The 26399-nt window shown below is 57.7% G+C and carries 21 protein-coding genes and 1 other RNA gene; 2 read left to right on the top strand and 20 right to left on the bottom strand.

All coding sequences use genetic code 11. The features are described from left to right. Positions 1-32: 32 nt before the first annotated feature. Entirely contained in the window at positions 33-2774 is a 2742-nt protein-coding gene (gene secA / locus BMZ67_RS17440; protein WP_092026338.1) for a preprotein translocase subunit SecA, read from the bottom strand. A gap of 124 nt (positions 2775-2898) precedes the next feature. Further along, on the bottom strand, positions 2899-3837 hold the full coding sequence (locus tag BMZ67_RS17435; protein WP_245750024.1) for a M23 family metallopeptidase: 939 nt from the start codon (positions 3835-3837) through the stop codon (positions 2899-2901). A 324-nt stretch (positions 3838-4161) separates the two neighbouring features. Between BMZ67_RS17435 and BMZ67_RS17430 the strand changes: the two genes are divergently transcribed. Continuing rightward, a complete protein-coding gene (locus BMZ67_RS17430) occupies positions 4162-4608 on the top strand; it encodes a DUF721 domain-containing protein (RefSeq protein ID WP_092026330.1) in 447 nt (148 codons plus the stop codon). Positions 4609-4622: 14 nt separating this feature from the next. Here the strand turns inward: BMZ67_RS17430 and lpxC are convergent, their stop codons facing one another. The 18 genes from lpxC to rsmI form a co-directional block, all read right to left on the bottom strand. Then, the gene (gene lpxC, locus BMZ67_RS17425) at positions 4623-5540 is read right to left on the bottom strand and encodes a UDP-3-O-acyl-N-acetylglucosamine deacetylase (RefSeq protein WP_092026325.1); all 918 of its coding nucleotides are present in this window, start codon (positions 5538-5540) and stop codon (positions 4623-4625) included. A gap of 204 nt (positions 5541-5744) precedes the next feature. Further along, on the bottom strand, positions 5745-6902 hold the full coding sequence (gene ftsZ, locus BMZ67_RS17420) for a cell division protein FtsZ (protein ID WP_092026321.1): 1158 nt from the start codon (positions 6900-6902) through the stop codon (positions 5745-5747). 108 nt (positions 6903-7010) lie between these two features. Further along, positions 7011-8222, bottom strand: a complete 1212-nt coding sequence (gene ftsA, locus BMZ67_RS17415; RefSeq protein ID WP_425434256.1) for a cell division protein FtsA — start codon at positions 8220-8222, stop codon at positions 7011-7013. Positions 8223-8279: 57 nt separating this feature from the next. After that, the gene (locus BMZ67_RS17410; protein WP_092026315.1) at positions 8280-9119 is read right to left on the bottom strand and encodes a cell division protein FtsQ/DivIB; all 840 of its coding nucleotides are present in this window, start codon (positions 9117-9119) and stop codon (positions 8280-8282) included. Further along, the gene (locus BMZ67_RS17405) at positions 9112-10068 is read right to left on the bottom strand and encodes a D-alanine--D-alanine ligase (RefSeq protein WP_092026312.1); all 957 of its coding nucleotides are present in this window, start codon (positions 10066-10068) and stop codon (positions 9112-9114) included. The genes BMZ67_RS17410 and BMZ67_RS17405 overlap by 8 nt, the downstream gene beginning before the upstream one ends. Position 10069: 1 nt before the next feature. Continuing rightward, positions 10070-11515 carry a UDP-N-acetylmuramate--L-alanine ligase gene (gene murC, locus BMZ67_RS17400; protein ID WP_092026309.1) on the bottom strand — a complete coding sequence of 482 codons (1446 nt, stop codon included), beginning with the start codon at positions 11513-11515 and terminating at the stop codon, positions 10070-10072. Continuing rightward, positions 11508-12590, bottom strand: coding sequence for an undecaprenyldiphospho-muramoylpentapeptide beta-N-acetylglucosaminyltransferase (gene murG / locus BMZ67_RS17395; protein ID WP_092026306.1), 1083 nt, complete (start codon positions 12588-12590; stop codon positions 11508-11510). The genes murC and murG overlap by 8 nt, the downstream gene beginning before the upstream one ends. Beyond that, complete coding sequence (ftsW, locus tag BMZ67_RS17390) at positions 12580-13782, bottom strand: putative lipid II flippase FtsW (RefSeq protein WP_092026303.1); 1203 nt, start codon at positions 13780-13782, stop codon at positions 12580-12582. The genes murG and ftsW overlap by 11 nt, the downstream gene beginning before the upstream one ends. Beyond that, positions 13782-15122 (bottom strand): UDP-N-acetylmuramoyl-L-alanine--D-glutamate ligase, encoded by a 1341-nt coding sequence (murD, locus tag BMZ67_RS17385; RefSeq protein ID WP_092026300.1) that lies wholly within the window; start codon positions 15120-15122, stop codon positions 13782-13784. The genes ftsW and murD overlap by 1 nt, the downstream gene beginning before the upstream one ends. 15 nt (positions 15123-15137) lie before the next feature. Then, positions 15138-16223: a phospho-N-acetylmuramoyl-pentapeptide-transferase gene (gene mraY / locus BMZ67_RS17380; RefSeq protein ID WP_092026297.1), complete on the bottom strand. Its 1086-nt coding sequence runs from the start codon at positions 16221-16223 to the stop codon at positions 15138-15140. Continuing rightward, the gene (locus tag BMZ67_RS17375; RefSeq protein ID WP_092026293.1) at positions 16208-17590 is read right to left on the bottom strand and encodes a UDP-N-acetylmuramoyl-tripeptide--D-alanyl-D-alanine ligase; all 1383 of its coding nucleotides are present in this window, start codon (positions 17588-17590) and stop codon (positions 16208-16210) included. The genes mraY and BMZ67_RS17375 overlap by 16 nt, the downstream gene beginning before the upstream one ends. Next, a complete protein-coding gene (locus tag BMZ67_RS17370; RefSeq protein ID WP_092026290.1) occupies positions 17587-19071 on the bottom strand; it encodes a UDP-N-acetylmuramoyl-L-alanyl-D-glutamate--2,6-diaminopimelate ligase in 1485 nt (494 codons plus the stop codon). Before BMZ67_RS17370 ends, BMZ67_RS17375 begins: the two co-directional genes overlap by 4 nt. 4 nt (positions 19072-19075) lie before the next feature. Beyond that, positions 19076-20809, bottom strand: a complete 1734-nt coding sequence (locus tag BMZ67_RS17365; RefSeq protein ID WP_092026288.1) for a peptidoglycan D,D-transpeptidase FtsI family protein — start codon at positions 20807-20809, stop codon at positions 19076-19078. A 23-nt stretch (positions 20810-20832) separates the two neighbouring features. Further along, positions 20833-21234: a cell division protein FtsL gene (gene ftsL, locus BMZ67_RS17360; RefSeq protein WP_092026285.1), complete on the bottom strand. Its 402-nt coding sequence runs from the start codon at positions 21232-21234 to the stop codon at positions 20833-20835. Between the two features lies 1 nt (position 21235). Further along, a complete protein-coding gene (rsmH, locus tag BMZ67_RS17355; RefSeq protein ID WP_092026282.1) occupies positions 21236-22213 on the bottom strand; it encodes a 16S rRNA (cytosine(1402)-N(4))-methyltransferase RsmH in 978 nt (325 codons plus the stop codon). Next, a complete protein-coding gene (mraZ, locus tag BMZ67_RS17350) occupies positions 22210-22665 on the bottom strand; it encodes a division/cell wall cluster transcriptional repressor MraZ (protein ID WP_092026280.1) in 456 nt (151 codons plus the stop codon). The genes rsmH and mraZ overlap by 4 nt, the downstream gene beginning before the upstream one ends. Positions 22666-23048: 383 nt before the next feature. Continuing rightward, an RNA gene (rnpB, locus tag BMZ67_RS17345) (RNase P RNA component class A) lies at positions 23049-23399 on the bottom strand. A 92-nt stretch (positions 23400-23491) separates the two neighbouring features. Next, complete coding sequence (gene rsmI / locus BMZ67_RS17340; protein ID WP_092026277.1) at positions 23492-24361, bottom strand: 16S rRNA (cytidine(1402)-2'-O)-methyltransferase; 870 nt, start codon at positions 24359-24361, stop codon at positions 23492-23494. Positions 24362-24523: 162 nt separating this feature from the next. On the opposite strand from rsmI, the gene BMZ67_RS17335 reads away from it, so the two are divergent. Beyond that, complete coding sequence (locus tag BMZ67_RS17335; protein WP_092026274.1) at positions 24524-26389, top strand: penicillin-binding protein activator; 1866 nt, start codon at positions 24524-24526, stop codon at positions 26387-26389. The last annotated feature ends 10 nt before the right edge of the window (positions 26390-26399 follow it).

Raw genomic sequence — 26399 nt, 5'->3', positions numbered from 1 at the left:
TCAGGATGCGGGCCACGATTCTCACGGGGGCGTCAGCTGACTTTTCCGTGACATTGCTTGAACTTCTTGCCAGACCCGCAGGGACAAGGTTCATTTCGTCCCACTTTTCGCTCCTGGCGGACAAAAGTCTCTGGTGTGGCCGGTGCGGCACCGGACTCCCCACCCTGCTCACCAGCACTCTGGGCGGCGGCACTGCTCTCGTCATGCCGCATCCGGGCAGAAGCCAGCTCGCGCTCCAACGCCTCTTTGCGGCGACGCTCCACCTCTTCCATCTCTTCCTGACTCTGAACCTTAACGTGACACAGAACCCGGGTAACGTCCCGTTTCATGGTCTCCAGCATGGACTCAAACAGGTTAAAGGCTTCACGCTTGTATTCCTGCTTGGGGTTCTTCTGGGCATAACCCCGTAGGTGAATGCCACGACGCAGGTGATCCATGTTGGACAGGTGCTCTTTCCAGAGGGTATCCAGCACCTGCAGGAACACCTGCTTTTCAAACCGACGCATGGACTCGGCACCCACCACCGACTCCTTGCCGGCGTAGACCGTGACCACTTCGTCCAGGATCTTCTGGCGCAGGCTCTCTTCATAGAGCTTACTGTCGTCATCCAGCCATTTCTGGATCGGCAGATCAACAGCCATCTCGGATTGCAGCTGCGCTTCCAGGCCCGCGACATCCCACTGTTCCGGCATGCTCTGAGGCGGAATAAACTCGCTGACCAGGGACTCCACAACGTCCTCACGAATGGTGTTGACCATCTCGGACACATCGTCCGATGCCATCACCTCGTTACGCTGCTCATAAATAACCGTACGCTGGTCGTTAGCGACATCATCGTACTCAAGCAACGTCTTCCGCATATCGAAGTTGCGGCCTTCAACCTTACGCTGGGACTTTTCAATGGCATTGGTCACCATACGGTGCTCAATAGCCTCACCCTTCTTCATGCCCATCGCCTGCATCAGGCTCTTAACCCGGTCGGGCGCGAAGATCCGCATCAGGTTGTCTTCCAGTGACAGGAAGAACCTTGAGGAACCAGGGTCGCCCTGACGACCGGCCCGGCCCCGCAGCTGATTATCAATACGCCGGGATTCGTGGCGCTCAGTACCAATGATATGCAGCCCGCCGGACTCCAGTACCTGCTGATGGCGCTCGGTCCAGGCCGCCTTGATCTTGGCAACGTCTTCTTCAGAGGGGCTGTCCATTTCAGCCACTTCGAATTCCCAGTTACCCCCTAGCACAATGTCGGTACCGCGGCCCGCCATGTTCGTCGCGATGGTCACCGCGCCTGGACGGCCCGCCTGGGCAACGATGTGAGCTTCACTCTCATGCTGCTTGGCGTTGAGGATCTTATGGTCGATCTTCGCCTTCTTGAGCAGCATGGACAGCAATTCAGACGCTTCAATCGAGGCGGTACCAACAAGGATCGGACGCCCTTCAGCGGTCACATCCTTGATCTCGTCAATGATGGCGTGGAACTTCTCTTCCTGCGTCAGGTAAACCAGGTCGTTGTAGTCAATCCGCTGAACCGGGGTGTTGGGCGGGATAACCACCACATCCAGGCCGTAAATCTGGCGGAATTCAAACGCTTCCGTATCGGCCGTACCGGTCATACCGGCCAGCTTTTCGTACAGACGGAAGTAGTTCTGGAATGTCGTAGAAGCCAGCGTCTGGCTTTCGGCCTGAATCTTGACGCCTTCCTTCGCTTCGATGGCCTGGTGCAGACCCTCGCTCCAGCGGCGGCCAGGCATGGTACGGCCGGTATGCTCGTCAACAATGACCACCTGCCCGCCCTGAACGATGTAGTCGACATCCTTCTGGAACAAGTGGTGCGCCCGCAGGGCAGAATGAACATGGTGCAGGAGGCTCAGGTTGGCAGCGGAATACAGGCTCTCGCCTTCCTGCAGCAAGCCAGCCTCGAGCAGCAATTCTTCAACTTTTTCGTGCCCGGCTTCGGTGAGTTCGACTTGACGGGACTTTTCATCAATCGCGAAGTCGCCATCCGGCTCACCATCTTCCTTCAGTTCACCACGGGTCAGACTAGGCACCATGGCATTGACGGCCTGGTAGAGCTTTGAGCTGTCTTCCGCCGCTCCGGAAATGATCAGTGGTGTCCGCGCCTCATCGATCAGAATGGAGTCCACTTCATCGACAATGGCAAAGTTCAACCCACGCTGCATTTTGTCTGCGGCACTGAACGCCATGTTGTCGCGGAGATAGTCAAAACCGAATTCGTTGTTGGTACCGTAGGTGATGTCGGCCTGATACGCGGCACGCTTTTCCTCCGGTGACTGGCCAGCCACAATCACGCCAACCTGCATACCGAGGAAGTTGTAGAGTTTGCCCATCCACTCGGCATCCCGGCGCGCCAAGTAGTCGTTCACAGTAATAACGTGAACGCCCTTGCCACTGAGCGCGTTGAGATAGACCGCCGTAGTAGCCACCAGGGTTTTACCTTCCCCGGTTTTCATTTCGGCAATCCGCCCTTCGTGCAGGGTGATCCCACCGATCAGCTGGACGTCGTAATGACGCATCCCCATGCACCGGCGGCTCGCTTCGCGAACGGTCGAGAAGGCTTCTGGAAGCAGGGCGTCGAGGGACTCGCCCTCTTCAAGGCGACGGCGGAACTCCACCGTCTTGCCTTGCAACTCGGTATCAGACAGTCCACCCAGGGCCTCTTCAAGCTCATTAATGCGCGCGACAACCTTGCGCATTCTCTTGATCTCTCTGGCGTTTTTACTGCCGAACATCTTCGTTGCAAGTTTTCTAAACATAAAACACTGCTTCTTTGATTAAACGGAGGAAGCGGGCATTCTAACCTTATTTTGTGAAAGGAAAAAAGGCAGCCAGCACAGAACGGTTCAGGACCGTAAAAGGAAGGGGAAAACGAGCCAACCGTTAACGGCTGGCTCGCTGGATGTAATGCTCTGGATTCTCAGACTTGCCGTTGCGCAAGACTTCAAAGTGAACGTGTGGACCGGTTGAACGGCCAGTGCTCCCCATCAGGGCCACAACCTGCCCTTTCTGGACCACATCGCCAACCTGGACGCTGATGGTTTTACAGTGGGCGTAGCGGGTAACCAAGCCATCGCCATGGTCCACCTCCACCAGATTCCCGTAGCCATTACGCTCTCCGGCGTGGGTCACTACGCCGGCGGCAACGGCAATGATGTCGCTACCTTCCTTACCAGCAAGATCAACCCCGGCATGCCAAGCCCGGCGACCGGTGAAGGGGTCTGAGCGGTAACCGTAACGAGAAGACAACCACCCCCAGGTAATCGGACGACCTGCCACGAAACGCTCATCTTCGATGCGCTTATGAGAAATCAGCGTATCGAGGAGGTGCAACTGCTGCGCCCTGTCTTCAATACGTGTTTCCAGCTGACTGATCATCTGCTCAAGCTCAGGTGCCCGGAACGACTCACCGACAAGCCCATCTTCTGGACCACCAACCGCCGCTGGCTGATCAAAGTCGAACTCCTCACTCGCGACAAGCCCGGACTCAACCAGGCGCTGCCCCATAGCATCCAGCCTTAACAGGCGCCCTTGCATCTCGCCCAACCGAAGCGTCAAGGCATCGGCCTGCTGACCGGACAGCGTTCGCAACGCCTCCAGCTCATCTTGCTGAGCTTTAAGCCGGGCTTGCCATTCCTCAACCACCGGGCCAGAAACACCGACGGTGGAAACCTCCTGCTGACTGGTCGCAACCCGATACCCAAGCCAGGCAGCACTGCCCATAACGGCAAGGATCATCGCCAGCACGAACAAGGCGACCGGCAGACGGACCGACAACACACGGGATTTCCCGTGTCGCTTTCCTACAAAGATAATATTCATATCATTTTCTGGGTTCATCCAGGAGCCACCTTCATCATCCTTGGTGTAAGCGTCCTGTTTTCTTGCCGTAACTGCCGGGCTTCCAATCCCTGATTACGGGGCGTCCGACCCCGACTACTCAATCTTAAGCAGCAATTTATCCCATCATCTCTTGCTGAGAGGCTCCGGGATTCCAAAAGTCTGCGCTTGGGAAATATTAAGAACCAGCAGCGCGTAGACACCCCTCAACATTCAATGTAAAAGGAGTGTAATACAGGACCCGCTGAAGAAACGTACCGAAGTGTAACCTATCGTAACTGTCGCCGTAGAGTATACAACGATTCCATGAAGAAAAAAGCCAGCCTTGGACTCACCCCGGACAGCAGTGGTCGATCCCCCACACTCAACGAACTGTTGCGCAAAGCCGAGCTACACCGCCAGGCCGAAAGCCAGGTAATGTCTGCCCTGCCACCACAGCTTCAGCCGGGAACCCGCTTCGTCAGCTGCCACGAGGGCGAGCTTACCCTCAGCACCGAAACCGCCACCGCCGCCACCCAGCTTCGCTATCGGCAACATGAAATCATGGCTGCCTTACGTGAAAACGACCTGTTTCGTTTCGTCTGGAAGCTCACGGTCAAGGTTAAGCCAGCTCGTTTTTCCAGCCAATCCTCGCGGACCATGTCCCCTCTCAGTAACGAAAATGCCCGGCTCCTCAAAGAGGAAGCCGGGCACACGAAGGATAAAAAACTACGCGAAGTTCTCGAAAAACTTGCAAGCCACACTAAAGGCTAGGTCTATCCTGACCGTTACCCTTGTGCCGCCAATACAGGCTTGAGGTATGAAATCGGTGCGGTGGTTTCGTCTTCGAACGTGACCACTTCCCAAGCATCCTCTTCCGCCCGCAGCTTACGGAGCAGCTTATTGTTCAGGTCATGACCTGACTTGATACCCTGGAACTCGCCAATAAGGCTGTTACCCAGCAGGTACAGGTCACCGATGGCATCAAGCACCTTATGCTTCACGAATTCATCGTCATAGCGCAGACCGTCTTCGTTAAGGATTTTGTAATCATCCACAACAATCGCGTTGTCCACACTGCCACCCAGCGCCAGGTTCATCGCGCGCAACTTTTCAATGTCGCGCATGAACCCGAAGGTTCTCGCACGGCTGACTTCCTTCACAAAGGAAGTGCTGGAAAAGTCGACAGACGCGGTCTGGGCACGCCCTTTAAAGACCGGGTGGTCAAAATCAATACCGAAACTCACCTTGAAACCGTCGAACGGCAGGAAGGTCGCCTTCTTGTCGCCTTCTTCCACGGTGACTTCCCGCTTGATACGAATGAACCGCTTGGCCGAGTCCTGCTCCGCAATACCCGCCGACTGAAGCAGGAAGACAAATGGACCAGCACTGCCGTCCATAATCGGCACTTCCGCCGCACTCAGCTCCACGAAACAGTTGTCGATGCCCAGACCCGCCATGGCGGAGAGCAGGTGCTCAACTGTCGCCACGCGAACACCGTCTTTTACCAGCGTCGTCGACAGCATGGTTTCACCGACATTTTCAGCGCAAGCCTTGATCTCAACGACGGGATCAAGATCCGTACGCCGAAATACAATGCCAGAGTCCACAGGTGCTGGCTTCAGGGTGAGATAAACCTTCTCACCCGAGTGCAGGCCAACGCCGGTAGCACGAATGGTGTTTTTAAGGGTCCGTTGTTTGATCATCGGTACATATACCCGTAACAAAAAGTCGATATCTTCGGGACAAAAACTCGCCAAAGAATACCAAAGAACGTAACTGAATACCATTTAACCAACCCGGTGTTACCGGATGGTCATATTGGTTGCCTATACTACCTTAGCAACACAGTAAAAGTGTTGGCCCTCGTGCCTCCACCAGGCAGACAGCAACGCATGTTCGCCAGACTATCAGTCAGCCTGGCGACGGAGGAATGCGGGAATATCGAGATAGTCCACGCCCTGCTCCTCACTTTCCTTGCTCTGGTCGATGGCCACGTTGCCATTGGATACCGCTCGGCGACGCAGAACGGCCGGACGATCCAACTGGTTGTAATCGGTGGTGCCATCCAACATGCGAGAATTGTCTACCACCTTGGTCGGCTTGTCGCGTTCCCCACCGAGGCCAGTCGCAACAACCGTTACTTTCAGCTCATCGGTCATTTCAGGGTCGATCACAGTACCAACCACGACAGTTGCAGTATCAGACGCGAATTCACGAACGATATCGCCAACCTCGGAGAACTCACCCAGGTTGAGGTCCATACCCGCAGTAATGTTGACCAGAATACCTTTGGCGCCCTGCAGGTTGATATCTTCCAGCAGCGGGCTGCGGACGGCTGCTTCGGCCGCTTCCTGAGCACGGTTTTCACCGGAGGCACGGGCTGTGCCCATCATCGCCATACCCATTTCAGACATGACCGTCTTAACGTCGGCAAAGTCGACGTTGATCATACCGTTGCGGGTAATGAGATCTGCGATTCCCTGAACGGCGCCCAGCAGGACATCGTTCGCAGCGGCAAAAGCGTCGAGTAGGCTAGTCTTTTTGCCCAAAACCGCCAGCAGTTTTTCGTTCGGAATTGTAATCAGCGAATCAACGCTCTCTTCCAGGTCCTTGAGACCGGACTCAGCCACGCTCATACGCTTGCCGCCTTCAAATACAAACGGCTTGGTGACCACCGCCACGGTCAGCACACCCATTTCCCGTGCCACTTCCGCCACGATCGGGGCTGCACCCGTTCCCGTTCCACCACCCATGCCAGCGGTAATGAAGACCATATCCGCACCCTTGATCACTTCCGCGATCCGGTCCCGATCTTCCAGGGCTGACTGACGACCCACTTCCGGATTCGCGCCCGCACCCAGGCCTTTGGTGATGTTGCCACCGAGCTGGATGATTTGACGGGATTCCAGGTCTGTCAGGGCCTGGGCATCGGTGTTGGCACAGATAAATTCAACACCTTCAATATCGCTGTTCAGCATGTGACGAACTGCGTTGCCGCCGCCACCACCAACACCGATAACCTTGATCACAGCGCTTTGCTGGACATTATCAACTAGTTCAAACATTCCCTTACTCCTTCGTGCAGAATTCAGCCTGTTACCGGCTGTTTTTTACGTGTCGTTTTCGAGATCGCTTCGCAATACGGCCATAAGGCCGGAAATACCGCCGGCTACCTAGAAGTTCCCGGTAAACCAGCTTTTCATACGCTCAACCAACGAAGATTGCTCCTCGCTCTTGACCGTCGGCTCCCCTCCCAGATCCATCTGGCGGAAGCCATAGATCAACAGTCCCACGCCGGTGGCGTAAATCGGGTTGTTGACCACCTCCGTCATACCCGCCACGGCCTGCGGACAAGCCAGGCGTACGGGCATGTGGAAGATTTCTTCAGCCAGTTCCACCACCCCTTCCATGGTGGAGGAACCGCCGGTGATCACGATGCCTGCCGGAATCAGATCCTCAAACCCGGATCTGCGCAGCTCCGACTGAACCAGCGTGAACAGTTCTTCGTATCGCGGCTCTACCACTTCGGCAAGTGCCTGGCGGGACAGGTCTCGTGGAGCCCGGTCGCCAACACTTGGTACCTTGATGGTTTCATCCGCACCTGCCAGCTGAGTCAGCGCACAGGCATACTTGATCTTGATTTCTTCAGCGTTCTGGGTCGGTGTTCGCAGCGCCATCGCTATGTCATTGGTTACCTGGTCCCCGGCAATGGGAATCACCGAGGTATGGCGGATTGCGCCACCGGTAAACACCGCGATATCGGTGGTACCACCCCCCACATCGACTACGCACACACCGAGCTCTTTCTCATCATCGGTCAACACCGAATAGCTGGACGCCAGTTGCTCCAGGATGATGTCGTCCACATCGAGCCCGCAGCGGCGAACACACTTTTCGATGTTTTGCGCGGCATTGACCGCACACGTGACAAGGTGCACCTTCGCCTCCAGGCGCACACCGGACATCCCCATCGGCTCCTTGATCCCCTCCTGGTTATCAATCACGAACTCCTGGGGCAGGATGTGCAGGACCTTCTGGTCCGCTGGAATAGCAACGGCCTGAGCAGCATCAATCACCCGATCAATGTCCGCCTGCGTTACTTCCCGGTCCCGGATTGCAACAATTCCATGGGAATTCAGGCTCTTGATATGGCTACCGGCAATACCCGCATAGACGGAGTGAATCCGGCACCCAGCCATCAGCTCAGCCTCTTCCACAGCACGCTGGATAGCCTGCACGGTGGTTTCGATGTTAACCACCACACCACGCTTGAGCCCCCGGGACGGATGTGAGCCAATCCCGACCACTTCAATCGTTCCATCCAGTTTGCGCTTACCGACAATCGCAACCACCTTGGAGGTTCCGATATCGAGGCCAACAATCATGTTTTCCGTATCAACCGATGACATGTAATTCACCAAATCGTGATTCTGATAAATGCTCTATGATTTACTGCCCGATGACTCATCCAGTGGCTTCCACTGAACCGCCACACCGTTGGTGTAACGCGCATCAATCCTTTCCACTTCGTCTGCCCTGGGAGCCAACTGGCCCTGGTATACAGCCATGAAGCGCTCAAACCGTTGGTTCACCTGATCCCGCCCAAGCGAAACCTCAATTCCATTGTTCAGCAGCAGGGTCCAGGCCCCCCGGGGCTCCAGCGTCAGCCCAGCAAACCCGACACCTTTTTCCGCCAGCGCTTCCGCCATCGTTCTGGCCATGGCAATGACGTCCTCAACCCGTTCGTCGGGCCCCGCCAACTGCGGCAGGCGCCCTGCCACTTCCCGATTACCCGGCCGGAACAACTGGCCTGTACGACTCACCAGCTGATCCTGGTTCCAGTAGGCCAGCGGTTTCTTTTCCCGGATATCCACCACCAGCCGGTCTGGCCATACCCGTCTTACGGCCGCACTCTGAACCCAGGGACGCTGTTCCAACGCATCCTTTATTTCAGCCAGGTCGGTGGCAAAGAAGCTGCGCCCAACCCACTTACCTACCTGGCGTTCAAGGGCTACCTGGCTTTCCCCCACCAGCTCACCATGAACGTCAATCGCCATGATCTGGCGATCCAGGGTCGTCAACACCTGGCTGGCGCCCCAAGGCACCATTCCAGCCAGCACGACCACGAGGACCCCAAGGCAGACCTGTCCCCAAGGAACCGCTGCCAGCATTCCCCAGAACGGGTTGAATCCATCGCCTTCCGGCTCCAGCGAGGTTGCCCCCCGCCGCTTTGGTGGCTCGGGGGGAACGGCGCGACTCCGCACCAGGACCCATTCAAGCACGCGCTTCTCCCAACGTATCTTTCAGTATCCGAACCACCAGTTCTTCAAAACTGATACCAGCGGCCCGGGCCGCCATCGGCACCAGACTGTGATCGGTCATTCCGGGTGAGGTGTTGACCTCCAGCAGCCAAAATTGACCATCACGGTCCTGCATCACGTCCACTCGCCCCCAGGTGCGACAACCGATCACCTGAAACGCTTCGACCGCCAGCCGCTGCAGTTCCACTTCCTGCTCAGGCGCCAGACCACAGGGGATGCGATACTGGGTGTCGTTGGCCAGGTATTTGGCGTCGTAGTCGTAGAATTCGTGGTCGGTACTCAGACCTATCGCCGGAAGCGCCCGTCCCTGAAGCACGCTTACCGTAAACTCAGGGCCTTCAATCCACTCCTCCACCAACACCAGAGAGTCGTGCTGGCTGGCTTCTTCATAAGCTGCAACCAGCTCTTCCCGGGTGCTAACCTTGCGGATTCCGATACTGGAGCCTTCCCGCGAAGGCTTCACGCTAAGCGGCGCCCTGAGAGCAGCCAGCACATCATCCGCTTCCTCAACCGCCCCCATTGCCCGGAACCGGGGCGTCGGCAGGTTACAACCCTCAAATACGTATTTGCTGCGCAGCTTATCCATCGCCAGGGCTGACGCAAGCACTTCACTCCCCGTGTACGGGAGACCAGCCTGAGCCAGGATGGCCTGCAGGGTTCCGTCTTCGCCACCACGGCCGTGCAGGGCAATAAAGACCCGGTCAAACTGGGGGTTCTCCACCGCTTTGAGCAGGCAGCCGCGGACATCAACCCCGAAGGCATCCACACCCGCGGATTGCAGAGCACTGACCACCGCTGCGCCGCTGTTCAGGGAAACCTCACGTTCTGCGGAGTCCCCGCCCATAAAGACAGCAACACGCCCCAGTGCATCACGGGTGGCGGCATCAACTCGGTATACCTGTTCGCTCATATCACTCACTTGCAATTACCCCTGCCGCGGCCAGGCGTGTCGCCACGCCACCAATGTCTCCAGCACCCTGGGTGATCAGCAGGTCACCGTCCTGTAGGGTACTCGCCAGCAGATGTTCAATTTCTTCATTACGCTCAACAAACAACGGTTCAACCTTGCCTCGCTGCCGAATGCTGCGACAAAGCGCCCGGCCATCCGCTCCCGGAATCGGAGCCTCACCGGCGGAATAGACGTCCATCAGCAGTAGACCGTCCACTTCCGAAAGTACACGGACAAAATCCTCATACAGATCCCGGGTACGGGTATAGCGGTGGGGCTGATACAGCATGACCAACCGGCGCCCCGGGTAGGCCTGTCTGGCGGCCTTGATAACCGCATCCACCTCGGTTGGGTGGTGACCGTAGTCATCAACCAGCGTCACCGTTCCCACCGGTGTTTTGAAATCACCATAAACCTGGAACCGGCGACCAACCCCCGCGAACCCGGCCAGCCCCGCACAAATGGCGGCATCATCCACGCCTTCATCGGTTGCAACTGCAATGGCGGCCAGCGCATTGAGGACGTTATGGCGCCCCGGCATCCGCAGCTCTACCTGCAAGTCCGGGCGTCCACCAGGGCGCTTGGCGACAAAGCGCGTGACCAGGCCAGCCGTTACGATCTGCTCCGCACGATAGTCTGCCTCACTGTTATCAATGCCATAGGTGATGATTGCCCGCGAAATCCGGGGAATAACCTCCCGAACGTACTCATCGTCAATACACATCACGGCAATGCCGTAGAACGGCAGGTTATGGAGAAAATCCACAAAGGTCTGCTTGAGTTTGCCGACATCGCCGCCGTAGGTGTCCATGTGGTCAGCTTCAATGTTGGTCACCACGGAGATAACCGGAGTCAGATGCAAAAATGACGCATCGCTCTCATCGGCCTCAGCCACCAGGTAACGAGAGCCACCCAGCTGAGCGTTGGTCCCGGCGCTGTTAAGCTTGCCGCCGATCACGAAGGTTGGATCGAGCTTGGCCTCACCAAGAATCGATGCAATCAGACTGGTGGTCGTGGTCTTGCCGTGGGTACCTGCAACGGCAATACCGTGGCGATAGCGCATGATCTCCGCCAACATTTCTGCGCGGGGAACGATGGGAACACGGCGGGCACGAGCGCCAGCCACCTCAGGGTTATCGCTGGCAACTGCGGTCGAAACCACCACCACATCGGCATCGGCACTGTTGGCTTCACTATGGCCAATGAACACCTTCACACCCAGGGACTCCAAACGGTCAGTCACCGCGCCTCGGCGGATATCCGATCCGGAAACGTCGTAGCCCTGGTTTTTCAGTACTTCGGCAATGCCACACATGCCAGCGCCACCGATGCCGACAAAATGAATTCGGCGAATCCGGCGCATCTCAGGCACCTGGTATACCAAAGGGGGCTGGGTCAGTTCAGGCATCAGTTGCCTCCAGGCAATAGTTCACAACTCTCTCCGTCGCGTCGGGGCGGGCCAAGGCCCTCGCCTCAACCGCCATATTTTTCACCCGTTCCCGGTCAGCAAACAGATCCGTTAGCGTTGATGCCAACGACTCGGCGCCGAGCCGCTGCTGGGGGATCAAAATGCCAGCCTTGGCCTTAACCATCTGCTGGGCATTTCGGGTTTGATGATCATCCACCGCATGGGGATACGGCACCAATATGGCGCCCACCCCTGCGACACACAGTTCAGAAATGGTCAGCGCACCAGCCCGACAGAGCACCAGATCCGCCCATTCGTAGGCGGCGGCCATATCCTTGATGAAAGGCTCAATGCTGGCCTCAACACCGGCGTCACGATACGCCTGCTGAGCCATCTCCAGGTTCTTTTCTCCGCTCTGGTGGCGAACAACCGGGCGTAACGCCTCAGGCACCAGCGCCAATGCTTCCGGCAAGCATTGATTGATTGCCTGGGCCCCAAGACTGCCACCAACCACCAGCAGGTTCATTGGCCCTTGACGGTCGGCCAGCCGGGCTTCAGGTTCAACGATGCTGGCCAGGTCCTCACGCACTGGGTTACCGGTGCAACGAGTCACCACACCAGGACCAAAACTGCCGGGGAATGCCTCCAGAACGGTTTTGGCTAACCGGGCAAGCAAACGGTTGGTCAATCCCGCCACCGCGTTCTGCTCGTGAATGACCAACGGCGTTCTGGTGAGCCAGGCCGCGAGACCTCCAGGCCCTGTGACAAATCCGCCCATACCAATCACACAGTCCGGCTTTTGCCGCCGAACCACAGCAAGCGCCTCAGCAAGCCCCCGCAGCAAGCGGAATGGCGCGGCCAATAAAGCCAGTTTGCCTTTACCCCGCAGTCCTTTAATCGCGATGAGGGACATGTCGATACCGGTGTCACCGATCAAACGCTCTTCCATGCCGCCTTTTGAGCCAAGCCAGTGGACTTCATGACCTTTGGCCTGCAGCGCCCTCGCGGTAGCCAGCGCCGGAAACACATGGCCACCGGTACCGCCGGCCATAACCAGGAAGCGTTTAGTCGTCATAGGACGCCCCTCCGGCCAGTGCGGGTTTGACATCGCTTTCGCCATTCTCCTGAAGATCAAGCCGTTCCATTTCCACCCGTATCAGGACCCCGATACATATACACATCACCAGCAGGCTAGAACCGCCATAGCTCATCAAAGGCAATGTAAGTCCCTTGGTCGGAAGCAGGCCGGTGTTCACACCAATATTGATGGTTGCCTGCAAGCCGATGATTAACGTAAGGCCATAGGCGAAACAGCCAGCAAAGGTCATCCCAGCCTTTTCCGCTCGACGGGCAATCATCATTCCTGATACCACCAAGGTCACAAACAGCCCCAGCACCAACAACGACCCCAGGAGACCAAATTCTTCCGCGACGATGGCGAAAATAAAGTCGGTGTGGGCCTCCGGCAGATAAAACAGTTTCTGTACTGAGTTCCCCAGCCCAACACCCGCCCACTCGCCCCGACCAAAGGCAATCAGCGACTGGGTAAGCTGGTACCCGGTATCAAACTGATCCTTCCAGGGATCCAGATAGCTGATCACACGTTTAAGGCGGTAGGGCTGCGTCACAATCAGCGCCACCCCCATAACCACACAGAACGCAATGAGCGGGAGAAACAGCCTTAGCCGGACCCCACTCAGAAAAATCATGCCCAATGCCGCTGTCATCAGGACCACCGTCGCTCCAAAGTCCGGCTCAATGACCAACAGAATGGAGGCCAGCGTCAGCACGGCCATCGGCCGGATAAACCCAGACCAAGTATTCACCAGCTCGTCACGACGCCGGACAATGTAGCCTGCCAGGTACGCAATAAGGCACAGCTTGGCGATTTCCGATACCTGAATATTAAACAGCCCGAATGGAATCCAACGGGTTGAGCCATTAACCGTTCGTCCAATCGGTGTCAGCACCAGAACCAGCACTAACAGACCAATGCCCAGAAGTAGCCAACCGCTGCGCTCCCACCAGGCCAGCGGAACATTGACCGCCCCCAATGCAAGGGCACAACCCATAGCGGCAAACACCAGTTGGCGGGCAATATAGTGATAGCTGTTGCCGAGCGTCTCAGCCGCCATATCCATGGACGCCGACGAAATCATGATCACACCCAGCACCAGCAGTGCCGAAGCGCTGATGATCAGGCAGTGCAACGGCTGAATGCTGTTCAGCATTCCCTGCCTCCTGATCCCCGGCATTGTCATTTCCATCACAATGCCTCCACCAGGTGGCGGAACTGATCGCCCCGATCAAGATAATCCCGAAACATGTCAAAGCTGGCACAGGCCGGAGACAGCAGAACGCGATCTCCTGGCTGAGCCTTGGCTTTCGCATCCAAAACCGCATCCGCCAATGTCGAAGCCCTGGACACAAATACGTCATCGCCCAGTGATTGGGCAATTTTTCCAGCATCCGTCCCTATCAGCACCACGGCTCGGCAATGGGCAGACACCGGAGCCGCCAGCAGGTCAAAATCGGCCCCTTTTCCATCACCACCGGCAATCAGCACGACTTTCCCGGATACCGGCGCCAGGCTTTCAATGGCTGCCACGGTTGCACCCACGTTAGTGCCTTTGGAGTCGTTGACGTAGTCAACGCCGTCCAGCTCTCGAACAAACTCGCAGCGATGCGGAAGACCGTGGAACCGTTGGGCAACGCTCAACATCACATCCATCGGCAACCCTGCCGCATGACCCAGCGCCAGCGCCGCCATCACGTTGCTGACATTGTGACGGCCAAGCAGCTTTAGCTCATCCGCCAGCAGGAGGTTGTCAAAACCAAAAGTGATCCAGGTGCCATCCTGGTCGTCACGGGTGCTGAAGGTGTCCGGGTTAACCCGATGAAAGCCGAAGCACAGGAAACGCATCGAGTCACGCGCCATCGGTGTGCTCAAGGCATCGTCCAGGTTAACGACCGCAGTATTACAGCCCCGGTAAATACGCTGCTTGGCCTGGAAGTAGTCCATTCGCGAAGCGTAACGATCCATGTGATCGTCGCTTACATTCAACACGGTGGCCGCCAGCGCCCCAAGTTGATCGGTTGTTTCCAGCTGGAAGCTGGAAAGTTCAAGCACATAAAGCTCAACGTCAGGGCTGAGCAACTCCAGTGCCGGTGTACCAATGTTGCCACCAACCGCAACGCTGACACCGGCCGCTTTAGCCATCTCCCCCACCAAGGTGGTCACGGTGGTTTTGCCATTGGAGCCGGTAATCGCAACGATCGGCGCTTCCGCGGCCTCGGCGAACAGGTCTATATCCCCACGGATACGGGCCCCTTGATTGGCGGCAGCCTGAATGGCGGGTTCCGCGATGGCAATACCCGGGCTTACAACCAGTTCGTTGTAACGGCTGAACAGGGCCGCGTCGAACGGACCCAGGAACACGGCAACATCGGGAAACTCGGCCCGGAGCTCATCCAGTCCGGGTGGAGCCATGCGGCTGTCAGCCACGGCCAGCTCACGACCTTGCGCACACAGATAGCGCACGCAGGAGAGCCCGGTTTTACCGAGCCCTACGACCAGTGTGCGACGATCCGATACGATAACAGTCATGACTACCCGCTGTTGTTAACGAATTTTCAGGGTGGCCAGTCCGATCAGGACCAGCACCACGGTAATGACCCAGAACCGCACAATTACCCGGGGTTCAGGCCAGCCTTTCAATTCAAAATGGTGATGGAGTGGTGCCATACGGAAGATCCGGCGCCCCGTCAGGCGGAACGATCCAACCTGCAGAATCACCGAAATAGTCTCCATCACAAACACACCGCCCATAATGAACAACACAATTTCCTGCCGAACGATGACCGCCACGACTCCCAGCGCTGCGCCCAGCGCCAGCGCTCCTACGTCGCCCATAAAAACCTGGGCCGGGTAGGTGTTGAACCACAAGAAGCCTAGCCCCGCACCAACAATGGCCCCGCAGAAAACAATCAGTTCGCCGGTGCCTGGTAAATGGGGGATCAACAGGTAGTTGGCAAACTGTACGTGCCCGGACAGGTACGCAAAGATCGCCAGCGCCCCGGCCACCATCACCGTCGGCATAATGGCCAAACCATCAAGCCCATCGGTCAGGTTTACCGCATTACTGCTGCCGACAATGACGAAGTAGGTCAGCAACACAAACAGCACCGGCCCCATCGTCAGAGTTACGTCTTTAAAGAAAGGTACGTACAGCGATGTTTCCTGAGGCAGGCTCGCGCTGTAATAAAGGGCAATAGCCGCACCTGCGCCAACCACTGACTGCCAGAAGTACTTCCAACGAGCTGGCAGACCTCTCGGGTTGCGCTCAACCACTTTGCGATAGTCATCCACCCAGCCAATGGCGCCAAACAGCAGCGTCACCATGAGCGTAATCCACACATAGCGACTGCTGAGGTCAGCCCACAACAAGGTACTGATCGCAATGGCGACCAGAATGAGGGCGCCCCCCATAGTCGGCGTGCCCGCTTTGCTCAAATGAGTCTGAGGCCCATCATCACGCACCGCCTGCCCGATCTGATATTGGCTCAGCTTCCGGATCATCAGTGGACCAATCATCAGGGAGATCACCAGCGCCGTCAGAACGCCGAAAATCCCCCGTAAGGTCAGGTACTGAAAGACCGTCAGCGAGGAAAAGTACTGTGAGAGAATCTCTGTCAGCCAGAGCAGCATGAATTAGTCACCTTTTCTTTTAGTCCCTCCGCCACACGCTCCATGGCGGAACTACGAGACCCCTTGACCAGTACCGTCATCGGGCCATTGTGTTGTTGCATCAGGTACGTCACCGCAGTGTCGTGGTCGGCACAGGCCACCGCTGAGGTCCCGAAGCCTGTCCGGTAGCCCTCACAGCCTCCGCCGACAACCACCAATTGCTCGATCCCCAGTTTGGCCGCCGCTTCACCCACCTCCTGGTGCAAGCGGTCGGAATCACTCCCCAGCTCGGCCATGGCTCCCAGCACTGCAATCCGCTTGCCGGACCTGCCAGCCAGAACCTTCAATGCCGCCTTCATTGAAGACGGGTTGGCGTTATAGCTGTCATCAATCAGCGTCAGCCCGGTCGCAATTTCTGCCTGGCTTAACCGCCCCTTAACCGGCTTCATTCCCTCAAGACCACGGGTAATAGCATTGTCAGCCAGCCTTAATGCACGAACGGCTGCAATCGCCAGCATGGCATTCAAAGCGTTATGCTCACCTGGCAGCGGGAGGACCAGCTCACAACGCCAGCCTTCGGGCCCTATTACCGTTAACCGCTGACCGGAGGGCAACAACTCCAGCGATGCCAGTTCATAGGTTGCCCCGCTACCCGGGCGCGCACTGACCGATACCACCCGGCGATCTCCTGCTCGCTTACGCCAAGCAGGGAATGCCGGGTCATCCTGGTTGAGCACCACCACGCCCTGGCTGTTCACTCCATCAATGATTTCACCTTTGGCAATGACAATATTGTCGTAGCTGCCAAACCCCTCGAGGTGTGCCTCTGCCGCGTTAGTGATGATGGCAACATCCGGCCTCGTCAGTGCAATCGTTTGGGCAATTTCACCAACGCCGCTGGCGCCATGCTCCACCACGGCATAACGATGTTCTTGAGCAATCCTCAAAAGGGTCAGGGGCACCCCGATGTGGTTGTTCAAATTACCCTGGGTCGCCAGGGTAGGCGCCTCTTCCCCCAGGATCGCAGCCAACATTTCTTTCACGGTGGTCTTGCCACTGCTGCCGGTAACGGCCACAAACTCGGCACGACTACGATCCCGGTTGGCCGCGGCGAACGCCGACAACCCCGCCAACGTGTCCTTAACCTTCAGCTGGGGCAGGCCAACGCGGCTATCCACGGTATCAACCACCGCAGCTACGGCGCCTGCATCACTGGCCTGGCCAATAAAGTTATGGCCATCAAAGTGCTCGCCCCTAAGCGCCACGAACAGGTCACCGTCACCCAAATTTCGGGTATCGGTCGACACACCAGCGATCACCCCTGATTCGCTGATCGTATCTGCGCCTATGACCTGCGCCACTTCAGCTAAAGACCACGAACCGATCACGCCACCCCTCCATTCAGATCAAGCGCATGACGGACTTGCTCCACATCGCTGAAAGGCAAGCGCTGACCGGCCATTTCCTGCCAGCTCTCATGACCTTTCCCGGCGATCAGAACCACATCACCGGCTTCCGCCATGGAGACCGCTGCCCGGATAGCTTCGGCGCGGTCATGAATAACCGTTACCCGCGCAGGCTCGATAAAACCCGCGACAATGTCATCTGCAATGGCCTGGGGTGATTCACTCCGCGGGTTATCATCCGTCACAATGACCAGGTCTGCTCCGGACTCGGCCTCTTTGGCCATCTCTGGTCGCTTGCCGGAGTCCCGGTCACCACCGCACCCAAACACACAAATCAAACGTCCCCTGACGTGCGCTCTTAATGCCGCCAGCGCATTGGCAAGGGCATCCGGTGTGTGGGCATAATCGACCACAACCTGAACCCCGGTTGCGCCGGTGAATGATTCCAGTCGCCCAGGCGGCGGTGTCAGTCGTGCTGCCGCACTCACTACCCGTGCGACGGGCACGCCCAGACTCAACACAGCCCCCATCGCCGCCAGCAGGTTACTCGCATTAAAGCTACCCATCAGCGGTGCAGACACATCAAACGCCCCCCACAGACCATCTACGGAGATATCCATTCCGCCAGCAGTCGGCTCGAACCGCGTCAGCCAGAGCTCTGTCTGGGACTCATGTAAGCTGTAACGCACCCGGTCACAGACACCATCCAGCTGCTTATAAAGCTGACGACCGAACGGGTCATCGAAATTAATCACCGCAAAATGGAGTTCATCCCGGTTAAACAGTCGAGCCTTGGCACTGCCGTAGGCCTCCATGGTGCCGTGGTAGTCCAGGTGGTCACGTGTCAGGTTGGTAAAAACCGCGCCGGTCATGGTCAGGTTGTCCGTGCGCCCCTGATCCAGAGCGTGGGAGGAAACCTCCATTGCGGCTGCACGCCCTTGCTGGGCCAGAACCTGAGCCAACGTCTGATTCACCTTGACCACGTCAGGGGTGGTATGAGTGGCAGTCTGCAGGCGTCCCGGCATGCCATACCCCAAGGTGCCAATAATGCCGCAAGGGGTACCGGTCTCATTAAGCAACTGGGCAATGTACTGGCTGACAGAGGTCTTGCCGTTGGTTCCCGTGACACCGATCAAGCGAAGGCGTTGCGACGGACGTTCATAGAAGCGATCCGCGATCAGCCCCAGCTGCGCCCGCAATGAAGGTACCGGAACCAGCAACGCGCCCCGATGCTCGCGACAACTTGCCGGCTCAGACACATCCAGCAGCACCACGGTAGCCCCTGCCTCTATCGCCTGGTCAACGTAGTGATCCGCACTCGTTCGCTCACCAGCAAGCGCCACAAACGCGTCCCCCTTGTTCACTGCACGGCTGTCTGTTGCCAGGCCGTGAATGGTGACATCGAATACCGACGGTACGTCTACGATTCCATGTAACAAAGAACTCAGGGATGTGATGCACATAGGATTAGCCCCGCTCTCCGGATAGGGTGAGTTCAGCTGTTGTCTCACTCAGCTCCAGTTCCGGCCGTACATTCAGCAGCCGTAACGCATCGCTCATCACTCGGCCAAAAACCGGTGCTGCCACTTCACCACCGTAATACTCGCCTGCCTGCGGCGCGTCCACAGCCACTACAGTTACAATTCTTGGGTTATCAATCGGCGCCATGCCTGCAAAGATCGCCTTGTACTCACTGTCCTCATAGCCACCTTGGCCGACCAAATGCACGGTCCCGGTCTTACCACCGGCCGAATAGAGTACCGGCTGGGCACGTCGGCCTGTGCCATTTTCAACGACCGTTCTAAGCATGCCGCGAATCTGCGCAGTCACATGCTCTGACAACACCCGTTCACCTTCTGGTGCCTGATCAAGCTTCAACAAGCTCAGCGGATAACGGATGCCACCATTGGCCAGGACCATATAGGCCTGGGCTAGCTGCAGGGCATTGACACTCAGCCCATAGCCGTACGACAACGTCGCTTCTTCGACTGGCCGCCAGCGGGGCGGAGATGGCAGGACACCAACCGCCTCACCAGGGAAACCGATGCCAGAGGCCTGCCCCAGCCCCATGCGGAAATACAGATCCCGAATCACATCACCGCCGAGATCATTGGCAATACGACTGATACCCACGTTGCTGGACTTGGCAATTACCGTCGTCATGTCAATCACGCCATAATTCCGCGCATCCCGGATCGTAAAACGACCAAATCGCCGATAACCCGGCGATGTATCAATGGTGCTGGACAGGCTGTATCTCCCCGATTCCAGGGCCGCGGCCATGGCAATCGGCTTCATCGGCGACCCCGGCTCGAAGAGGTCAGTGATCGCCTTGTTTCTCAGCCGTTCCGGACTGAGCTGACTGCGATCATTCGGGTTATACGATTGCTGGTTCACCATGGCCAGTACCTCGCCGGTACTCACATCGAGCATAACCAGGGTGCCGCCTTTGGCTTCGTGGGCGGTGACTACGGCTTTCAGCTCCCGATAGGCCAGGTACTGCAGGCGCAGATCGATACTCAGCGACAGATCGCCGCCGGGGCTGGCGTCGCTAATCAGCGACAGGTCGCTGACAGTCCGCCCCCGGTTGTCCCGCAACACCCTCTTGGCCCCCGGAATGCCGTCCAGCCAATTGTCGTAGGACAGCTCCATACCTTCCTGACCGTGCTCGTCGATGTTGGTAAAGCCAACAACGTGCGCGGTGACTTCACCCGCCGGGTAGAAGCGCTGGTATTCCCGCCGGCTGTACAAGCCCGGTATACGCAGATCCATCACCTGCTGGGCAAGACTCGGCTGCATTTTCCGCTGAATGTAGATAAAGCGGCGGGTCGCGTAATCACGGATGCGCTGACGCAGCTCAGCTTCCGTCAGTTCCAGCAAACGGGCAGCATTGGCCAACCGAGGGTCGTCCGGATCCATTTCCGTTGGGTTTGCCCAGAGGGTTTGTACCGGTGTGCTAACCGCCAGTGGCTCGCCATAGCGGTCGGTGATCATCCCCCGGTGAGCGTCGATGGTTTCGGCCCGGATGGTACGCACATCCCCCTGGTGGCGAAGAAACTCCTGATCCACCACGTGCAACCCGACGAGGCGCCAGGCAAGAACCATAGCCACAGCAAGAAACACAGACAGCACAAAGCCGAACCGCCAGGCTTCTAGCCCGGCAGCCAGCTTGTGCCGCCATGTTTGCTGCTGTTCAGACACCGCTTATTCCTTTGCGTCGCTGTCTATTGACTCACTTGCGCCGGCAACTGGACCAGCACAATATCCTGTTTTCCGGGGACCACCAGATTCAGCTGTTCCGCCGCCAGATGTTCAATTCGCCCATGGGCACTTAGCGCACTCTGCTCCAGCAGAAGCTGACTCCACTCCCGCTGATAGCCGTCCCGCTCACCCTGCAACTGGGACAGTTCGTTGAACAGCCCCCGGTTGGTATGCACACTCGAAACCACGCCGATCGCTGACGCAATCAGGATGCCCACCAGCACAACCGTAATCAGGACGTCCCGCTGCCCCAGTGCCGCAAACACTCTCCGGGACAAGCGATACGCAGTACCAAGCCCGGCCCGCACCGACTGTTTAGTCAGTTTTGTCGTCCGGGTGGGACGTTCGATGGTTACAGCTCCCATTTTACGCTCCTTCCCCTTGGTGTTGAGCCCTGCGTTCCAAAACTCTCATGACCGCGCTGCGGGCCCGAACGTTGTCACTGACCTCCGCAACATCCGCCTTGATCGCCTTACCCACAAGGCGAAACTGAGACTCAGCCTCGCTGGCGGTAACAGGCAGGCCTCTTGGCAGTTGCGGTCCTCGGGCCAGGTCCCTCATAAAACGCTTAACGATCCGGTCTTCCAGGGAGTGAAAACTGATCACCACCAGCCGGCCGCCCGCAGCCAAACGTTCAACAGCCGCTTCCAGACCCGCCTCCAGGTCTTCCAGCTCCCGATTGATGTAGATGCGGATCGCCTGGAAAGTCCGGGTGGCAGGATGCTTGTGCTTTTCTTTCTTGGGAACTGCAGAGCTGACCAGCTCAGCGAGGTCACGGGTGGTGACCAGAGGCTCCTCCTCTCGGCGACCGATAATCGCCCTGGCAATCCGGCGAGAAAAACGCTCCTCGCCGTAGCGCCAGATGACGTCTGCTATATCCTTTTCATCCGCTGATGCCAGCCACTCCGCTGCACTCATGCCCTGCTGCGGATTCATCCGCATATCCAGCGGACCCTGACGCATGAAACTGAAGCCTCGCGTCGCATCATCAAGCTGAGGCGAAGAAACCCCCAAGTCCATCAGCACACCATCAACCGCAGGCCAGCCTTGCTCATCCGCCGCTTGCGCCAATTCGGCAAACGATCCATGAAACACGGAAAAACGTGCGTCTTCAGCCGCCAGCTCACTGGCAAAGCCGATCGCTTCCGGGTCCTTATCGATGCCCAGCAGGTGCCCGTTCTCACCCAGGCGCCCCAGAATCAGCCGGCTATGGCCTCCACGCCCAAAGGTGCAATCGATGTAATTTCCATTGGAATCACTGACCAGAAAATCCACCGCGGCATCAAGGAGCACGGACTGGTGAAGTTTCTGGCCATCCGACTCCTTATCGCGCCGGGGGGTCATAGTGACAACGCCTCCATCTCAGGTGGCATATCATCGTCATCATCAAAATCATCAACCAATTCGAGCCACCGAGTTTCATCCCACAGTTCAAACTTTTTACCCTGACCAACCAGCATCAACCGCTTCTCCAGGCCAGCAAAACTTCGCAGCGTTGGCGGCACCAACACGCGACCCGCACCGTCCAGTTCCAGAGGCGTGGCATAACCAAGCATGATGCGCTGCAATCGGCGAACCGACTTTTTCATCGTCGGCAACCTATTGATCTGGGCTTCGATCGCCTCCCATTGGGGCTCCGGGTAGATCAGCAAGCAACGCTCATCTCTGTTCGCGCTGGCCGTCAACACAATGCGGCCGCCACACAGGTCCGCGAGATCCTCGCGCACCTTGGCAGGGATCGCCAGGCGACCCTTCGCATCCATGTTGATGGCGTTATTGCCACGAAAGTTGCTCATCTATCCCGCTCTGCGGCTGATTTCGTCGAATTGCCCGCGTTGTTGCGTTTTTTTTGGAAAAAAAAGGACTTCCCCCCTTTTCCCCACCGCGGCACAACCAAGCACCACAAAAAACCACAACAACCCACTTTTACCCACTTTCGCACACTATAGAAACACACCAAACACAATGCAAGCGCCGCCAGGGACTACGCACCTACAAAAGTTTCTTTAATGACAGTGAGTTACGGAGATTCCGAGAGAAGAGAGCGCAGATACAGAGGAAGAAAAATAGCCAAATCAATCACCTGCACCCAAAAGTAAAGATGAAAACTGAGGTTTAAGAATATTTGGCTATATCAGGAAAGGAACCTGTAGCGAACAGATTCACATCAAGAGGGAAATAAGTGAGCTCGCCGGTAAGCCGGGTTCTGTCGTGGACAGTCATTCATCTAGGGCCTGCGTCACCACAGGCCTCAAGCAACCTACCCGAGTCCAGCGCGGGCCACGCCATTGGACTCCTATTTGGTCTTGCTCCAGGTGGGGTTTACCATCGCCGTGAACTGTTGCCAGTCACGCGGTGCGCTCTTACCGCACCATTTCAACCTTACCGGCGCCCGGAGGCACTTAGGCGGTATACTTTCTGTTGCACTTTCCGTCGACTCGCGCCGCCCAGGCGTTACCTGGCACCTTGCCCTATGGAGCCCGGACTTTCCTCCCCCAGCATGACTGGCGGCGACTGTCTGGCGAGCTCAGGGCGAGACGATACGCCCCTGCTCGAATCGGCGCAAGCACAAATCACCTCGCACGCCGCGGGAAACCGCTGCACCTGGCCTTTCAGCCAAGCTCATTCGTCCTTCAACGCCAACGCGCGCTGGTAGAGGTCGTTCCGGGATACGCCGGTCAACTCAGCGCCTATCCGGGCCGCCTTCTTCACCGGCAGCTCCTGACAGAGCAAGCGAAGCATTTTGTCCACATCCACGCCGGGCTGCTCCTCAGACCGGGGCTGCGCACCCTGAACCATCACCACGAACTCTCCCTTGGTCGCATTGGGGTCTGCCTGCAACTGATCCAAAACGCCAGCTGCCGCGCCGCCATAGAAGGATTCAAAGGTTTTGGTCAACTCCCGGGTAATTGCCACCTCGCGATGCTCACCAAAAACAGCAACAACATCTTCGATCATATCGACAATCCGATGGGGCGACTCATAGAACACCAGTGTCGCCACGTCATGCTTCAGACTGTCCAGCGCCGCCTGGCGACCACTCCGCTTTGCCGGGAGGAACCCGATAAAGGTAAACCGGTCCGTCGGCAGCCCCGCCACACTCAAGGCCGAAGTCAACGCGCTGACACCAGGAACCGGCACCACTCGAACCCCCCGCTCCCGGGCCTGACGCACCAGGATGTAGCCGGGGTCGGAAATCAGGGGCGTACCTGCATCGGAGATCAGGGCCGCACTTTCACCCGCCACGATACGGTCGAGTACAGACGCCGCTCTTTCCCGCTCATTATGATCATGCAGGGCCACAAGCGGCCGGCGTATGGCCAATGCCTGCAAAAGCCTACCACTGTGGCGGGTATCCTCTGCGGCGATGAAATCGACACTCGCCAGTACTCGCTCAGCCCGGGCGGTTATGTCCTCCAGGTTACCGATAGGTGTCGCAACGATATACAACACACCACCGCCAACATCAGACCTGGCTATTTCAGAATTCACAGCTTACCCCTCAAGAATTGAAGTGAATGACGGCAACGTCATGTGAAATGCCCCGGGAGCTGGTAAACTTGCGGGCCAGAACTGCTTACCGTACCACCCAAGCATGATGCCGCCGATTATACGGCGCCACAAGCCCAACGCCCGGAGCTGTACGAGCGAGACATGACTAAAAAACTGCAGAATTCGCCGCTGGTTGCCGCCTTGCTGGCCGCGTCAGTGCTAGGGGGATGCACCTCCATCAACCTGGAAACCCACACGCCGCTTTCTGCATCGGAAGCCGTGTCGTTGGCCGCAGACGAAAACGACCCGATGGTGGCGCAAAGCTACCTGCTGCGAAGTGCCAGCAACTTTCAAGAGGCAGGCAACCACTCGGCAGCTCGCCAGATCCTGAAAAGCCCCTCGCTCTCGTCCCCGAACCCACAGTTGCTCGACCAGTACCTGTTGCTAGCCATGGCCAGCGCCGTTGAACTCAAGGACAGCCCGTGGGCAGAGCAACTCGCTGACAGGCTCGCCCCCAGCCAGTTTCAGAATTACCAGGGTGAGCTGGTAAGCCGGGCCGGAGACTTGCAAGCATCCACCTACCTGCTGGCCCAACGCCCACTGGATGCCGCACTAACACTGATGGCGATGGTCGATGCAGGCATCACCACGGACGTGCAGGCGACTCAGGACCAAATCTGGCAGGCGCTCAAACAAACGTCGGACACAACACTCTCGGGCGAAGCCCAGCGGCTGGTCGGCTACACCCCTCAGGGCTGGGTCGAACTGGCGGCCATCATGCGGGAGCCTGGCGCAACCCTCGACAGCCAAGGCCGGAAAATTAGAGACTGGCAGTATAACTGGACCAGCCACCCAGCCGCTTCCACACTGCCGAGCGAGCTCCTGCTGATCACTACTCTGGCGCGACAGCGCCCGGAGTCCATCGCCCTCGCCCTCCCGCTGAGCGGGCCATTAGCAAAGGCAGGCGAAGCCATTCGGGACGGATTCCTATCCGCCTTCTATCAAGATGAAAGCACGGCAGAACTCGACATCAACATCACGATGTTCGATACCAACGACACCGCGTTTGAAGAGCTTTACCAGAAAATCCTTGCAACAGAACCTGACCTGATTGTCGGACCGCTTCGAAAAGAGTCCCTGGCTGAACTCACGCAGCACGCACCGCTCCCAGTACCGGTTCTGGCACTGAACTATCTACCGGAGAACAGTTCTGTCCCGGCTCAATTCTATCAATTCGGCCTCGCCGCCGAGGATGAGGCCCGCCAGATCGCCGAACGACTGCATTCCGAAAACCGGGACCAGGTTCTGGCCCTGTTCCCGGATGGAGACTGGGGCAGCCGCTTCGAACAAGCTCTGGACAATGCGTTGGCCGAGAACAACGGAAAGGTCCTCGACAGCGTTCGATTCCTGAACGCCGAAAACCTGCGCACCGTCAGCGCCGGCTTACTGGGAATTGAGGCGTCAAGACAACGAGCCATTGATGTCGAGCGCACTATTGGTCTGAACGTCGAGTTCGAACCGCGACGACGCCAGGATGCCGACGCCATCGTCATGGTCGCACCGCCAACCATTGCCCGCCAATTCAAGCCGATGTTCGCGTTTTACTTCGGCGGCGACCTGCCGGTGTACTCCCCTTCTCTGGTCTATGAAGGCGACCCAGCCCCGAACCGGGATCGAGACCTGAACGGCGTTCGCTTCACGGATATCCCCTGGATTCTTGGCGAAGAAAACGAATTCAGGGACGACGCGCTGGCAGCCTTCGGCGCCATCGGCGGCCAACTGGGGCGACTGTTCGCCATGGGCGCTGACGCCTACCAAATCGGCAACCGCCTGACGCTCCTTCAGCAAGTGGATGATGCCGCGCTGGACGGACAAACAGGACGCCTGACCATGACGCCCGACGGAAAAGTCCAGCGCCAGCAGCAATGGGCATTATTCCAGAACGGCACACCGACACATTTAGCAGACGTGCCTGAGCCAACGAATGGGAACGGCAGCGCCGGGGAAGTCTCGCCACCAACCCCATAACCGACAACCC

This window comes from Marinobacter zhejiangensis (genome assembly GCF_900114775.1).
In the GTDB taxonomy this organism is placed as follows: domain Bacteria; phylum Pseudomonadota; class Gammaproteobacteria; order Pseudomonadales; family Oleiphilaceae; genus Marinobacter; species Marinobacter zhejiangensis.
Note: the sequence above shows the minus strand (reverse complement) of the source record. Positions and strands in the feature narration are given on the sequence as shown.

What these genes read in the sequence shown, in the direction of transcription:
- secA (WP_092026338.1), bottom strand. Translation starts at nt 2,774, where the DNA reads ATGTTTAGAAAACTTGCAACGAAGATGTTCGGCAGTAAAAACGCCAGA.
- BMZ67_RS17435 (WP_245750024.1), bottom strand. Translation starts at nt 3,837, where the DNA reads ATGAATATTATCTTTGTAGGAAAGCGACACGGGAAATCCCGTGTGTTG.
- BMZ67_RS17430 (WP_092026330.1), top strand. Translation starts at nt 4,162, where the DNA reads ATGAAGAAAAAAGCCAGCCTTGGACTCACCCCGGACAGCAGTGGTCGA.
- lpxC (WP_092026325.1), bottom strand. Translation starts at nt 5,540, where the DNA reads ATGATCAAACAACGGACCCTTAAAAACACCATTCGTGCTACCGGCGTT.
- ftsZ (WP_092026321.1), bottom strand. Translation starts at nt 6,902, where the DNA reads ATGTTTGAACTAGTTGATAATGTCCAGCAAAGCGCTGTGATCAAGGTT.
- ftsA (WP_425434256.1), bottom strand. Translation starts at nt 8,222, where the DNA reads ATGATTGTTGGCCTCGATATCGGAACCTCCAAGGTGGTTGCGATTGTC.
- BMZ67_RS17405 (WP_092026312.1), bottom strand. Translation starts at nt 10,068, where the DNA reads ATGAGCGAACAGGTATACCGAGTTGATGCCGCCACCCGTGATGCACTG.
- murC (WP_092026309.1), bottom strand. Translation starts at nt 11,515, where the DNA reads ATGCCTGAACTGACCCAGCCCCCTTTGGTATACCAGGTGCCTGAGATG.
- murG (WP_092026306.1), bottom strand. Translation starts at nt 12,590, where the DNA reads ATGACGACTAAACGCTTCCTGGTTATGGCCGGCGGTACCGGTGGCCAT.
- ftsW (WP_092026303.1), bottom strand. Translation starts at nt 13,782, where the DNA reads ATGGAAATGACAATGCCGGGGATCAGGAGGCAGGGAATGCTGAACAGC.
- murD (WP_092026300.1), bottom strand. Translation starts at nt 15,122, where the DNA reads ATGACTGTTATCGTATCGGATCGTCGCACACTGGTCGTAGGGCTCGGT.
- mraY (WP_092026297.1), bottom strand. Translation starts at nt 16,223, where the DNA reads ATGCTGCTCTGGCTGACAGAGATTCTCTCACAGTACTTTTCCTCGCTG.
- BMZ67_RS17370 (WP_092026290.1), bottom strand. Translation starts at nt 19,071, where the DNA reads ATGTGCATCACATCCCTGAGTTCTTTGTTACATGGAATCGTAGACGTA.
- ftsL (WP_092026285.1), bottom strand. Translation starts at nt 21,234, where the DNA reads ATGGGAGCTGTAACCATCGAACGTCCCACCCGGACGACAAAACTGACT.
- rsmH (WP_092026282.1), bottom strand. Translation starts at nt 22,213, where the DNA reads ATGACCCCCCGGCGCGATAAGGAGTCGGATGGCCAGAAACTTCACCAG.
- mraZ (WP_092026280.1), bottom strand. Translation starts at nt 22,665, where the DNA reads ATGAGCAACTTTCGTGGCAATAACGCCATCAACATGGATGCGAAGGGT.
- BMZ67_RS17335 (WP_092026274.1), top strand. Translation starts at nt 24,524, where the DNA reads ATGACTAAAAAACTGCAGAATTCGCCGCTGGTTGCCGCCTTGCTGGCC.